Origin of the sequence: Methyloceanibacter sp., assembly GCF_049590335.1 — a bacterium.
Lineage (GTDB): Bacteria > Pseudomonadota > Alphaproteobacteria > Rhizobiales > Methyloligellaceae > Methyloceanibacter.
The window spans coordinates 1-11822 of record NZ_JBAWCQ010000111.1 but is presented as its reverse complement, the minus strand read 5'-3'; the positions used below and the strand labels follow the sequence as shown (position 1 = coordinate 11822).

Genomic DNA, 11822 nt, shown 5'->3' with positions numbered 1-11822 from the left:
ATCTTTCGGCGATAAATCTTTCCCCCGAAGGGCGTATCCGGTATTAGCCCAAGTTTCCCTGAGTTATTCCGAACCGAAAGGCACGTTCCCACGCGTTACTCACCCGTCTGCCACTATCCACTACCCGAAGGTAGCTTCTCGTTCGACTTGCATGTGTTAGGCCTGCCGCCAGCGTTCGTTCTGAGCCAGGATCAAACTCTTAGATTGAGAATTCGATTCTGAACTTATCCGGATGGAATTTCCGGATGATCGCTTACGTTTTGACGAGTTCCCAACAAGCATGAAACCACATCACCAAAGGTGACATGCAACACGCCTATTGGCTTCTTGAAAACGCAAGATCGTCAGAGTCTCGTCGTCGGCCCTAAGAGGAACCGACTCGCAAGGACTCCGCCGTCCGCGTTTCCCTTTCTTCATATTACAATGTCAAAGAGCCGGTGGACGAGCAGCCGAAGCCACACTTCCGAACCCCCAATGGAACCAAAAGCTCCCCTGAGAGTCAACGACAGCAAAGGCCCGACCCGGATCAAAAAGGACCCGGAGGAATACCCCTGTAACTGTCAGTGGGTAGCGCGGTCGCGTATCGTCCCGCCGGAGGTGGGAGCAACCCGCGCTTCGTCGTTATTTAGGGTCTGCCCGGGTGAGTGTCAATGGCGAAAAGCCGATTTGTGGAAGAAAATCGAATTCGGCGGGCTTTTCACGATTGCCACCCAACTGGGGCGTATTAGCCACATTCCTGCCCGAATAAGGCGTCAGTCTTTTAATTGTTAACGGCGTGGTAACCATACTTCAGTAGTATGAATATGATGAAGCGCCGAGGGGGATTAGCCAGGATCTATTTAGCTTCCATCTTATCATATAGAGAGGGCAACCTCGGCCGGTTTTTCACGGCCGGATGAGATCAGGAAAGCTGGGGGATCGAGGGAAAACCCGTCGGCGCAAAATCTGGCCTCGCTGAGAGGAAACATAGACCGCTTCGGCTGTTGGTCACCTGAGGGAAATCGGGCATCGCGCTTTTCGTTGCGTGTGGTCGCAGCCAGTAAACGGGGGGATCGCGCATTGTTTGAGCGCCGTGGGGGATTCGCGCGCCGTAAGCTGGGCCAGGCACTTGTGCCGTCGACGCCTCGTGGGCTTCCGACCATTTTTCTCGGTGAAATTCCAGCCGCCAAAATCAAACGTGAGCTACCGCCGGTATACCTCTGTGAATTGGGCCACGAGGGCCCTGGCCACCGCCTCAAATGGATGGCCAGCACCTGCCTTGCAGGCATGGTCGGCGTCTGTTTGATCGGCGTCGCCATTTACGCCTCCATGAACATGGAGGACGGTTCGGGGATGGTGAATTCCATCAAGCGGGCCTCCCTCGCAGCGCTCCAGCCCATCCGCGGCGCCCGTCTCGCCCAAGATGCCCAGAGCGCCAGCGGCCAAAAACAAGACCGCATCCAGATGACCTCCGCGGGCTTCGCCAGCCGCCAAGTCATTCACGACACGATCGTACAACACCAGGGCGACCGCGAATTCATCACCATCAAGCCCTATCTCCGCATTATCGCGGGCCTTTCCACTGACAAGCCCGAAAACGCCACCCGCCTCCCCACCTTCAATCCCTTCAAGCTCTATTCCGACTCGACGCCCATCGGCGGCGGCACCGATGCCGTCGACCCATCCCTGTCCTTGCAGGTGAATATGGTCGACGTGCCCGGCGGTCTCCTGCCGGCGACCGACGATATCGAGCTTGATCCGGAGCAGGTCGATGGCTTGGTCATGCGCGCGGCCGAGAATTTTGCCTATGCTGAATCGCCCCTTGCCTTCGGCGAGGGGCAAGGCAAAGCTACGCTGCAGCTCGCCTCCTACAGTCCCGGCGAAGTGGAGCGTCCGCGTTTCATGCCCAACACCACCGTTATCGAGAAGGTGGCGGACGAAGACGAAATCTTCCAGGAGAGCCAGGTCGCCAATGCGCAGACCAAGGTCATAACGGTCGGCAAGAGCGATACGTTTCTGGGCCTGATGCTCAAAGTTGGCGCCAGCAAAGAGCTCGCCACGGAGCTGATCGACAGCCTCGACGCCGTGTTCGGCCCTGAGGATCTGAAGCCAAAGCAGAAGATCGACTTCCGGCTCGTCGAGTCCCTGGCGGACTCGGACGTAAAGGAGCCGGTGCGCATCAGCATTTTCGATACGGACGGCGAGCATATCGTGACCACGGCGCGTAACCGCGACGGCGACTATCTTGCATCCACCGTCGCGCCGGTCGACGAAGTGGTGGTGACCGCTTCCAACCGCGCCTCGCTCTATCAGAGCTTCTACAAATCCGCCCTCGACCAGAAGCTGCCGCCGGATGTCATCCTCAAGCTGCTGCGCGTCCATTCCTACGATGTGGACTTCAAGCAGAAGGTTCGGTCGGGCGATACGTTCGAAATCTTCTTCGACGGCGAAGGCACCAGCGGCGATCAGGCCGGCGAACTGCTCTACACTTCGATGACGGTTGCCGGCGAGACGCGCAAATTCTATCGCTTCCGCACCCCGGACAACACGATCGACTTCTATGACGACAACGGCTCCAGCGCGAAGAAGTTCTTGATGCGCAACCCTGTAAAGGGCGGCCGCTTTACGTCCGGCTTCGGCAATCGCCGCCATCCCCTACTCCGCCGCATCCGCATGCATACGGGTGTCGACTGGGCCGCGCCGCGCGGAACGCCGATCCTGGCCGCCGGCGACGGCAAGATCGAAATGGCCGAGCGACATGGCGGCTATGGCAATTACATCCGCATCCGCCACGCCAACGGCTTCGCCACCGCCTACGGGCACATGACTCGCTTCGCCTCCGGATCCAAGCCAGGCGCCCGCGTCAAGCAAGGCCAGATCATCGGCTATGTGGGCTCGACAGGCCGCTCCACCGGGCCCCATCTTCACTACGAAGTTCTGGTCAACAACAAGTTCGTCAACCCGATGACCATCGCCGTGCCCCGCGGCCTCAAACTTGAAGGCCGCAACCTCGCCGCCTTCCACAAAGAACGCCGCCGGATCGATGCCCTGATGGAACTAGACCCGGTCACCAACCGCGTCGCCCAGGCCCAGGTTCAATAGAGCCAACGTTCAGCAACGCGCTTCGCGAGATGGACCTAGGCTACCGGCCGTCCAGAAAGCTTGTCAGCCGAGCCTCAAGCGCTTCTCGGCTCTTTGTGTCACACTCCCAAAAAACGAACACATCCCATCCGGCGCTGCGTGGCGCGGCTATGTACTTGCTGATCCCGCGCCTCATTTCTCCGTAGCTTTGGACCCCAGAAAGACGTGTTGGACTTGGGCGCACGCCCATCCAGACAATTGAGGTCTGAGTGCTGGTGCCAAGAGCAACCGTGCACGAAGATAACCTTCTTGCATGGTCCAGAGACGAGGTCGGGGTTCCCCGGCAAATCTTGCCTGTAGAGCCGGTATCGATAGCCAAGCGCATGCAGCATCCGGCGAACGACACGTTCAGGCTTGATGTTCTTGCCCCGAACGCGTCCCAGCTGCTTGCTTCGTTGACTCGGGCTAAGCGTATCCAGATCGATTGATAGCAAGCCAAGCGATTCGGAGGAATCTGGAGGCGCCCGGCTAACTCGAGATGAAATTCGCGCTTCAGTATCCGAAACAGCCTCTCAGCGCCTTCTTAATCAAATTGGATCGTCTGGCTCTTCTTGCCAAGCATTCCCCGCGTATCGCTTCCGTAGCTGTCGATCTGTAGGAGGACGCCACCGTCCCACTCGAACACGGAGTAACTCGCTTCGATTTCATCGTGGAGCGACCGGCGCTCCATGTGCTTCCGGGTGAAGGACCTCATATCAGCGCCATAGCTCTACTCTCCAGCGCCCTAAGCCGCTTCCTTCGCTGTCTCACCATTAAACGTGAGTTCGCCGTCGCGGACGGAGACTTCCACCGTCGCGCCGTCGCGGACCTTGCCTTGAAGGATCATCTCGGCCATCGGGTCCTGCACATATTTCTGGATCACGCGCTTGAGAGGGCGCGCGCCGTAGGCCGGGTCATAGCCCTTGTTGCCGAGCCAGGTCTTGGCCCCCTCGTCCAATGTCAGCGCAATCTTGCGATCTGTCAGGAGCTTTTGCAGGCGCTTCATCTGGATGTCGACGATGGTCGACATATGCTCGCGGCGCAGACGGTGGAACAGGATGATCTCGTCCACGCGGTTCAGGAACTCGGGCCGGAAATGTCCGCGTACGACTTCCATGACCTGTTCCTCGACGGCTTCCGAATCCTCACCCTCCGCCTGGTTGACCAAAAATTCGGAACCGAGATTGGAGGTCATGATGATCAGCGCATTGCGGAAATCGACTGTGCGCCCTTGCCCGTCCGTCAGGCGGCCATCGTCCAGCACTTGCAGGAGGACGTTGAAGACATCCGGGTGCGCCTTCTCGATCTCGTCGAACAGGATCACTTGGTAAGGACGACGGCGGACGGCTTCGGTCAGCGCCCCACCTTCCTCATAGCCCACATAGCCGGGCGGCGCGCCGATGAGCCGGGCCACCGCGTGCTTCTCCATATATTCGGACATGTCGACGCGCAGGATCGCGTGTTCGTCGTCGAACAGGAACTCGGCGAGCGCGCGCGACAGCTCCGTCTTGCCGACACCCGTGGGCCCTAAGAACATGAACGAGCCCAGCGGCCGGTTCGGGTCCTGAAGCCCGGCGCGGCTGCGGCGCACGGCGGTAGACACGGCCTTCACCGCCTCTTCCTGGCCGACGACGCGGCGCGCAATTTCCGTCTCCATAGCGAGAAGCTTCTCGCGCTCCCCTTCGAGCATCTTGTCGACGGGAATGCCGGTCCAGCGCGAGACCACGGCGGCAATCATGTCTGGCTCGACCACTTCATGGGCCAGCGCGCCGGATGAGGACTCCGTCTCTTCCTGCTCTTTCAGCTTGGCTTCGAGATCGGGGATCACGCCATAGGCTAGCTCGCCTGCTTTCGCCAGATCGCCTGCCCGCTGCGCCTTGTCGAGGGCAATGCGGGCCGCGTCCAAATCTTCCTTGATCTTCTGGGCGCCGGCGAGCTTGTCTTTGTCTTCCTGCCAGCGCTGGGTGAGAACATTGGCGCTCTCCTCCAGGTTGGCGATCTCCTTCTCAAGCCGCTCCAGGCGGTCCTTCGAGGCGCTGTCGGTTTCCTTCTTCAGGGCCTCGCGCTCGATCTTGAGCTGCATGAGGCGCCGGTCCATTTCGTCCAGCTCCTCGGGCTTGGAGTCCACCTGCATGCGCAGACGCGAGGAAGCCTCGTCCACAAGGTCTATCGCCTTGTCGGGCAGGAACCGGTCGGAGATGTAGCGATTGGACAATGTGGCCGCGGACACGAGCGCCGCATCGGAAATGCGCACGCCGTGATGCAGCTCGTATTTTTCCTTCAGGCCACGGAGGATCGAGATCGTATCCTCCACGGTTGGCTCGCCCACGAACACGGGTTGGAAACGCCGCGCAAGAGCCGCGTCTTTCTCCACGTGCTTGCGGTACTCCTCGAGCGTGGTGGCGCCGACGCAATGGAGTTCGCCGCGCGCGAGCGCCGGCTTGAGCAGGTTGGAGGCGTCCATGGCGCCGTCGGCCTTGCCTGCGCCGACAAGCGTATGCATCTCGTCGATGAAGAGAACAATCTGGCCCTCTGCGGCCTCAACCTCGGACAGGAGGGCCTTCAGCCGCTCCTCGAATTCGCCACGATATTTGGCGCCCGCGATCAGCGCGCCCATGTCAAGCGACAGCACCTTCTTGTCCTTCAGGCTCTCCGGCACATCCCCCTTGACGATGCGTTGCGCCAATCCTTCGACAATGGCCGTCTTGCCGACGCCCGGCTCGCCGATCAGCACGGGGTTGTTCTTCGTGCGGCGCGACAGAACCTGAATGGTGCGTCGGATCTCCTCGTCGCGGCCGATGACGGGATCCATCTCGCCCTTCTCGGCGGCCTCGGTGAGGTCGCGCGTATATTTCTTCAGCGCATCGTATTGCTGCTCGGCACCCGCCGAGTCGGCTGTGCGGCCCTTACGCAAATCGTTGATCGCCTCGTTCAGGCTCTGAGGCGTGGTTCCCGCTTCCTTGAGTACGGCGGCGGTCTCGCCCTCGTCCGACATGGCGAGCGCCTGGAGCGCGCGCTCCACGGTGACGAAGCTGTCGCCAGCCTTGGTGGCAATCTGCTCGGCCTGATCGACCGCGCGGCCAAGCGCCGGCGTCATCTGCGGTGCCTGGGCACCGGCGCCGGAAACTTTAGGCAATTTGGCGAGCGCCGCATCGGTGCGGGCCAGCGCGATCTTGGCATCGCCGCCAGCGCGGGAAATCAGCCCGGACGCGAGCCCTTGCTCATCGTCCAGAAGCGCTTTGAGGAAATGCTCGGGGGTGACCTGCGGGTTGCCGTCGCGCAGCGCAATCGTCTGCGCGGCCTGCAAAAACCCCTTCAAGCGGTCGGAGAGTTTCTCGAAATCCATGTGTTTCCCTCTTGAGGTGGCCAGAAATGAGGGCAGGCCGGAAATGTTGCATGGGTCGCATGCACCGCTGAGGGTGGGTCATACCAGCGGCATGTTAACGGACATATAGCGAGCCATTTTCCTCAGAAAAAGGGCCTTGGCCTTGAGCCGGAACAAAAAAACACAAACGGCGGTGCTATCGCGCCTTCAAGGTACGCTGCCAAAGGGTACCGCCGAGATATTTTGAGAACACGACGTTATACGCGACGATCACGGCGAAGAGAAGCAAAGCCGACCCGCCCTAAAGCTCAAATCCGTCCGGGGTCAAGCTGCCGGTGAGATAACCGACCGCGTAGCCGCCAGCGAAAAAGATCGTGATGAAATCGAAGATGGCAGCCAGAACCTTCCGCCACGTCGAAACGGGCTTGGCATTCGGCGCATCGGGCACAGGCGTGTAGGACATGCTCGCCTCTCGGCTGAGATCACGCGGAGACCACGCCCTACCCGTTCTCCGGGTGTGCGAGAAGACGGAACGGCCTAGCTGACAGTACCAGAGGCACCTTCGGTCTCTTCCGCGGCGCCCACCTCAACCGGCTGCTCGGCGCTATTGGCCTCCGCTGCGCCAATGGCTTCCGTGGTGGCGTGGGCCTCGCCGGCTGCCTGGGTCTCGCCGGTCGCCTGGGCCTCCGTGGCTGCGTGGGACCCATTATTGCGACGCTGCCGGCCACGACCGCGACCGCGACCTTCGGACGGCGCCTCGGCCGCATCAGATCCGGCCTCGCCGGAAGCAGCCTCTGCCGTTCCTTCGGAGTCAGTTTCGGCGTCCTCGTCCGCATTCTGCCGGCCGCGGCCAGCGCCGCCATTGGCCTGCTGCTGACCTTGCGGCTGTTCTCCGGCCTGAGGCCCGGCGGCCTGCGAATGGGCCGCCATGATGATGCGGTTGTAATGCTCGGCGTGCTGGAGATAGCTCTCCGCCGCGATGGTATCGCCCGAAGACAGCGCATCGCGAGCGAGCGACATGTATTTCTCGGCAACGTGCGCTGCGGTTCCCCGGATTTTCACATCGGGTCCGTTCGACTCGTAGTTCCGTGCCAGTGGATTCTGGGGCTTGCGGCTGCGGCCGCGACCCCTGCGATTCTGTTGTCCTTGCCTCATAAGCCTTTTTCACCTGATTGGCGGCCGACAGGCCGCACTCATCACTCCCTGATCTGTGGTCATGGACCAAGCCCAATCCGAGCATGCGAAGCGCCCGAAAAGCCGGCTCGGCCTTGCTAATTTTCTCAGCGGTTCTTTTTCTTGCTGCCTTGTCTCAGTCGGTCCCGGGCGCGAAGCAAAGTGCTTCTTGAGTTAGCGCCAGCCAACCAAATCTATTTTGCGATTCTACGGTTCCCGAACGGCCCAAGAGGCGCATGCGCCTGTCAATCGAGGTTCTGAAAGGAAATCCGCATTGTTGCTATGCAACCAGCGACGCCTAATCCCTGCTTTGGCTCGCCATATAGTCTGATTTCTCGGTTAGAACCTAGCCTGAACATCCAGATATTCCAAGCATATTTTTGGGCCTCCTAGAGCTTGCGGGCCCGTTGGTTTACGAAGACTTGGCGCAGATACAGCGGGGATGTCCCCCGAGATCCGTCTGGACTCCGTTGTCAGCGACCAAAAGACGCTCCTTGCGAAAAATCTCTGTTACGGCCCGCATCTGGGTGCAGCCGACCTCCACAAGCAACGACCCTCCTGGGTCAAGAAACCGCGCCGCGCCGTCCGCGATCCGCCGATAGGCATCGAGCCCGTCCGCACCGCCATCGAGCGCTGTCCGCGGATCGTGCCGGGCTACCTCAGGCGCGAGCCCATCGATCTCAGCGCTTGCGATATAAGGCGGGTTGGAGACGACGATATCGTAGCGGCCGGCCAGCCCCTCGAACCAATTGGCGGCCACGAACCGCGCTCGATCCGCAACGCCCAAGGCCAGCGCGTTGTCTCGGGCAACACGCAGTGCGCCGGGGCAACGATCGACGCCGACCCCCGTTGCCTCAGGCAATTCAGCAAGAAGCGTGACGAGAATGCACCCTGAACCCGTCCCCAAATCCAAGAGGCGCAGAGCGTGCCCCAACAAGTTCTCGCGGCCCACAAGATCCAGAGCTGCGACAATCAACGTCTCCGTATCGGGCCGGGGGTCGAGCGTGTGGGGATCGATCCGGAAATCTCGTCCATAAAACTCGCGCGTCCCGCGAATACGGGAGACGGGCTCGCCTGAGAGCCGCCGCTCGATATAGTCTTGGAAGCGCCGCTCGCAGCGCGGGCCAATCGGCTCACGGCCGTTCGTGATCAAGGCCTCGAACGACAAGCCCGTCGCGGTTTTCAGAAGCGCGCGCGCATCGAGCGCTGCCATTTCAATGCCGCCGTGCCGCAAAGTCTTGGCGGCAAGAGCCTGCGCGGACTGAAGGCTTGGGCTCACGCCTCGCCATCCTCCATCGCCGCAAGCTGGCTCGCCTGATCCTCCGTCGTCAGAGCATCGACGACTTCATCCAGCGCCGTCTCGCCCTCCAGCACCATATGAAGCTGATGCGTGGTGAGGCCGATGCGATGGTCTGTGACGCGGCCTTGCGGAAAGTTGTACGTGCGGATGCGCTGCGACCTGTCGCCCGATCCGATCTGACTGCGCCGGTCCTGCGCGCGCTCCGCATCAAGCTTCTCGCGCTCGAGGTCGTAGAGGCGGGCGCGCAGAACCTTCATGGCCTTGGCGCGGTTCTTGTGCTGAGACTTCTCATCCTGCTGGATCACAACGAGCCCCGAGGGAAGATGGGTGATGCGCACGGCGCTATCGGTCGTGTTGACCGACTGTCCGCCCGGACCGCTGGCGCGGAACACATCGACTCGCAGATCTTTTTCGTCGATCTGGACATCAACGTCTTCGGCCTCCGGCAACACCGCCACAGTCGCCGCTGAGGTATGGATACGCCCTTGTGCCTCGGTCTCCGGCACGCGCTGAACGCGATGTACACCGGACTCGTATTTCATCCGCGCGAACACGCCCTTGCCGGTAACATTGGCGATGATTTCCTTGTACCCACCCGTCGCGCCCTCGCTCGCGGACATGACATTGACCTTCCAGCCATGCCGGTCCGCGAAGCGCTGATACATGCGATAGAGGTCGCCCGCGAACAGTGCCGCCTCGTCACCGCCCGTGCCCGCACGCACTTCTAGGATCGCGCTCTTATCGTCCGCGTCATCCTTCGGCAGTAGCTGAATTTTTAGCTGATGCCCGAAGTCCTCGATTTTGCTCCCAAGGCCGCCGACTTCTTCTTCGGCCAAAAGCTTCATGTCCGCGTCGGCGTCGCGGTCCTCGAGAATTTCCTGCAAACCCGCATATTCCTCTTGCGCCTGGCGCAGAGCGTTGATGATCTCCACGATCGGATTCAGATCCGAGAACTCTTTCGAGAGCTGAGCGTAGCTCTCCGCATCGGCGCCGGAGGCGAGCTCGCCTTGGATGGCTTGCCAACGGGCAACGAGCTTGTCGAGCTTCTCGGCGGGAATCGTGGTCATGGTTTTACTTGAGAATCAGAAATTAGAATTTGCTGGGCAGCCGGTCGGCCTTGCGGCTGCGCGGGTCGTCGGGATCGAGAACCGGGTCCGACGTGTTGAAACCCGACGAAAGTCCGTTATCGCCCGAAGAACCGCCGAGCGCCATCCATAGGCCAAGCAGCACCACGACTGCAAGCAGGCCGACAATGCCCCATTTGAGAAGCGGCGACCTGGAAGACTTCGCTTCCGGCTCGTCGAGGATCTCGAGTTCGGCCTCACCGGGAAAACTGGCATCGTCCAACGGAATGTCCGCGCCGGCCAAATCCATCTCGAGCATGGCGTTGGGGTCGGGCGCATAGCCCTGCTGCGGATAAGGCTGCGGCTCGCCTGGGACACCAGTACCGGGGACGCTCGCGCCCGGAAAACTCGAGTCCGCCTGAAGCTGGGGAGCTGCCAGTTGCGGCGGCGGGGCGTGCCCTGCCGGCGCACCGCCCGGCCAGGCGGCATCGAACAGTTTAGCCCCCCCTTGCCGTGCTTCAGGTGCCGCATCAGGCCAAGCCGGTGGAGCGCCCTGCGGCTGCGGCATCGGCGCTTGGGCGGGCATGGCTTGTGGCGGCTGCGGAGCTTGCGGCTGCGGAACTTGGGGCTGCGGCGCTTGAGGTTGTTGCGCTTGCGGCTGTGCGGCTTGCGGCACGCCCGCCTGCCCGTTCGGCCAAGCAGGCGCCTGCGGAGCGGCTTGAGGGGCTGCTTTCGGCTGCGGCGCACCGTCCGACCATCCAGCAGGGGCCTGCGGGAAGGCCTGGCCTTGTGGTGTTGCTTGCGGTACCACTGGCGCTGGTGCGGTGGCCGGGGTGCCTGCCGCCGGAACCATCACCGGGACGTCCTGAACTGGCTTGGGCCCGAGCTCGACGACGCCGGCTTCCAACTGCGCGTAGATGCGGCGGAGCAACGGGCGGGTGTCGAGATTTAGAATCGTGCCATAGGCGCTGACTACCCGGCAAGTCTCGGGCCATGGCGGCAGGGCGTATAGAGCACCCTGCTCAAGCGCCTGCACGACCTCGACCGGCGTCGCAATGCGCGCGGCCAAGTCCGCCTCGGTCAGATTGCTCGCGGCTCTGAGGTCCCGAAAAAGATCGGCCACTTCCGCGTCATAGCCGGCAGACATTACTTCCAATCCCGTGAGTGCATAGCCTCGGCCGCCCCGACCTCAGCCGAGGAGCCTACCCAATAGCTGCTGTCGCAGCCGCGAATCCCCAAAGCCCGGACAGTCCCCCCGATAGCCAGCTTACACAAGCCCAATGGCCAAGACTTTGCAAGCCTTCGAGAGTTTGCGGGCGTTGGCAGGCCGGCGCTCGAGACGCTAAACGCCCGCCAACCGCCGGAAACGTGGGCCCGCCTAAATCTGGACCCCTGTTTCGGCGGCGAATTGCTTCAATTGTTCACGCAAAGAGGTCGTCCGGCTATCGAGCAAATCTTCGAGCTTGGTGGCCAGACTGTTCGCGTCCAGCGAAAGCACCATGGCTTTGACCGGCCCGACCGAGGCCGGCGCCATGGAAATAGAACGGAATCCAAGTCCGAGCAGCGCCATGGCCTCGAGGGGCTTGCCGGCCATCTCGCCACAAAGTGTGAGCGGCGTTTCGAGACGGTCCGCCTCCCGCACGATATGCCGCAGGGCCCTCAACGCCGCCGGATTGAGCGAATCGAACCGCCCCGACACGCGTTCGTTACCCCGATCGGCCGCAAACAGGAACTGGATAAGGTCGTTCGACCCGACTGAGACGAAGTCCGTCATGGGCAGCAGGTGATCGAGCTGCCACAAGAGCGCCGGCACCTCGACCATGGCACCGACCATCAGCGTCGCGGGCTCCGGGCGGCCATG

The 11822-nt window shown here is 61.6% G+C and carries 10 protein-coding genes and 1 rRNA gene; 1 reads left to right on the top strand and 10 read right to left on the bottom strand.

What is annotated here, in order from left to right; all coding sequences use genetic code 11:
- Nucleotides 1-207: ribosomal RNA gene (locus tag WBQ77_RS08740) — 16S ribosomal RNA — on the bottom strand; the annotation flags it as partial.
- 1035 nt (nucleotides 208-1242) lie between these two features.
- Between WBQ77_RS08740 and WBQ77_RS08735 the strand changes: the two genes are divergently transcribed.
- Entirely contained in the window at nucleotides 1243-3081 is a 1839-nt protein-coding gene (locus WBQ77_RS08735; RefSeq protein ID WP_424043201.1) for a peptidoglycan DD-metalloendopeptidase family protein, read from the top strand.
- A 98-nt stretch (nucleotides 3082-3179) separates the two neighbouring features.
- Here WBQ77_RS08735 and WBQ77_RS08730 read toward each other — a convergent pair whose 3' ends face one another.
- From WBQ77_RS08730 to WBQ77_RS08690, 9 genes are all read right to left on the bottom strand, one after another.
- Complete coding sequence (locus tag WBQ77_RS08730; RefSeq protein ID WP_424043199.1) at nucleotides 3180-3554, bottom strand: very short patch repair endonuclease; 375 nt, start codon at nucleotides 3552-3554, stop codon at nucleotides 3180-3182.
- 89 nt (nucleotides 3555-3643) lie between these two features.
- On the bottom strand, nucleotides 3644-3814 hold the full coding sequence (locus WBQ77_RS08725; RefSeq protein ID WP_424059840.1) for a methionyl-tRNA formyltransferase: 171 nt from the start codon (nucleotides 3812-3814) through the stop codon (nucleotides 3644-3646).
- Nucleotides 3815-3844: 30 nt separating this feature from the next.
- Nucleotides 3845-6445 (bottom strand): ATP-dependent chaperone ClpB, encoded by a 2601-nt coding sequence (gene clpB / locus WBQ77_RS08720; RefSeq protein WP_424043195.1) that lies wholly within the window; start codon nucleotides 6443-6445, stop codon nucleotides 3845-3847.
- Between the two features lie 280 nt (nucleotides 6446-6725).
- Nucleotides 6726-6887, bottom strand: a complete 162-nt coding sequence (locus WBQ77_RS08715) for a hypothetical protein (RefSeq protein WP_424043193.1) — start codon at nucleotides 6885-6887, stop codon at nucleotides 6726-6728.
- Between the two features lie 74 nt (nucleotides 6888-6961).
- Nucleotides 6962-7579 (bottom strand): DUF4167 domain-containing protein, encoded by a 618-nt coding sequence (locus WBQ77_RS08710; protein WP_424059838.1) that lies wholly within the window; start codon nucleotides 7577-7579, stop codon nucleotides 6962-6964.
- Between the two features lie 430 nt (nucleotides 7580-8009).
- Entirely contained in the window at nucleotides 8010-8876 is an 867-nt protein-coding gene (prmC, locus tag WBQ77_RS08705) for a peptide chain release factor N(5)-glutamine methyltransferase (RefSeq protein WP_424043189.1), read from the bottom strand.
- On the bottom strand, nucleotides 8873-9964 hold the full coding sequence (gene prfA / locus WBQ77_RS08700) for a peptide chain release factor 1 (protein WP_424043187.1): 1092 nt from the start codon (nucleotides 9962-9964) through the stop codon (nucleotides 8873-8875). Before prfA ends, prmC begins: the two co-directional genes overlap by 4 nt.
- A gap of 22 nt (nucleotides 9965-9986) precedes the next feature.
- Nucleotides 9987-11108 (bottom strand): helix-turn-helix domain-containing protein, encoded by a 1122-nt coding sequence (locus WBQ77_RS08695; RefSeq protein ID WP_424059836.1) that lies wholly within the window; start codon nucleotides 11106-11108, stop codon nucleotides 9987-9989.
- Nucleotides 11109-11339: 231 nt separating this feature from the next.
- A partial coding sequence (locus WBQ77_RS08690; protein WP_424059834.1) for a putative PEP-binding protein occupies nucleotides 11340-11822 on the bottom strand: 483 nt, incomplete at its 5' end.

Bases quoted from the DNA above. Each gene is read 5' to 3' on its own strand.
- WBQ77_RS08735 (WP_424043201.1), top strand. From the start codon at position 1,243: ATGGCCAGCACCTGCCTTGCAGGCATGGTCGGCGTCTGTTTGATCGGC.
- WBQ77_RS08725 (WP_424059840.1), bottom strand. From the start codon at position 3,814: ATGAGGTCCTTCACCCGGAAGCACATGGAGCGCCGGTCGCTCCACGAT.
- clpB (WP_424043195.1), bottom strand. From the start codon at position 6,445: ATGGATTTCGAGAAACTCTCCGACCGCTTGAAGGGGTTTTTGCAGGCC.
- WBQ77_RS08715 (WP_424043193.1), bottom strand. From the start codon at position 6,887: ATGTCCTACACGCCTGTGCCCGATGCGCCGAATGCCAAGCCCGTTTCG.
- WBQ77_RS08710 (WP_424059838.1), bottom strand. From the start codon at position 7,579: ATGAGGCAAGGACAACAGAATCGCAGGGGTCGCGGCCGCAGCCGCAAG.
- prfA (WP_424043187.1), bottom strand. From the start codon at position 9,964: ATGACCACGATTCCCGCCGAGAAGCTCGACAAGCTCGTTGCCCGTTGG.
- WBQ77_RS08695 (WP_424059836.1), bottom strand. From the start codon at position 11,108: ATGTCTGCCGGCTATGACGCGGAAGTGGCCGATCTTTTTCGGGACCTC.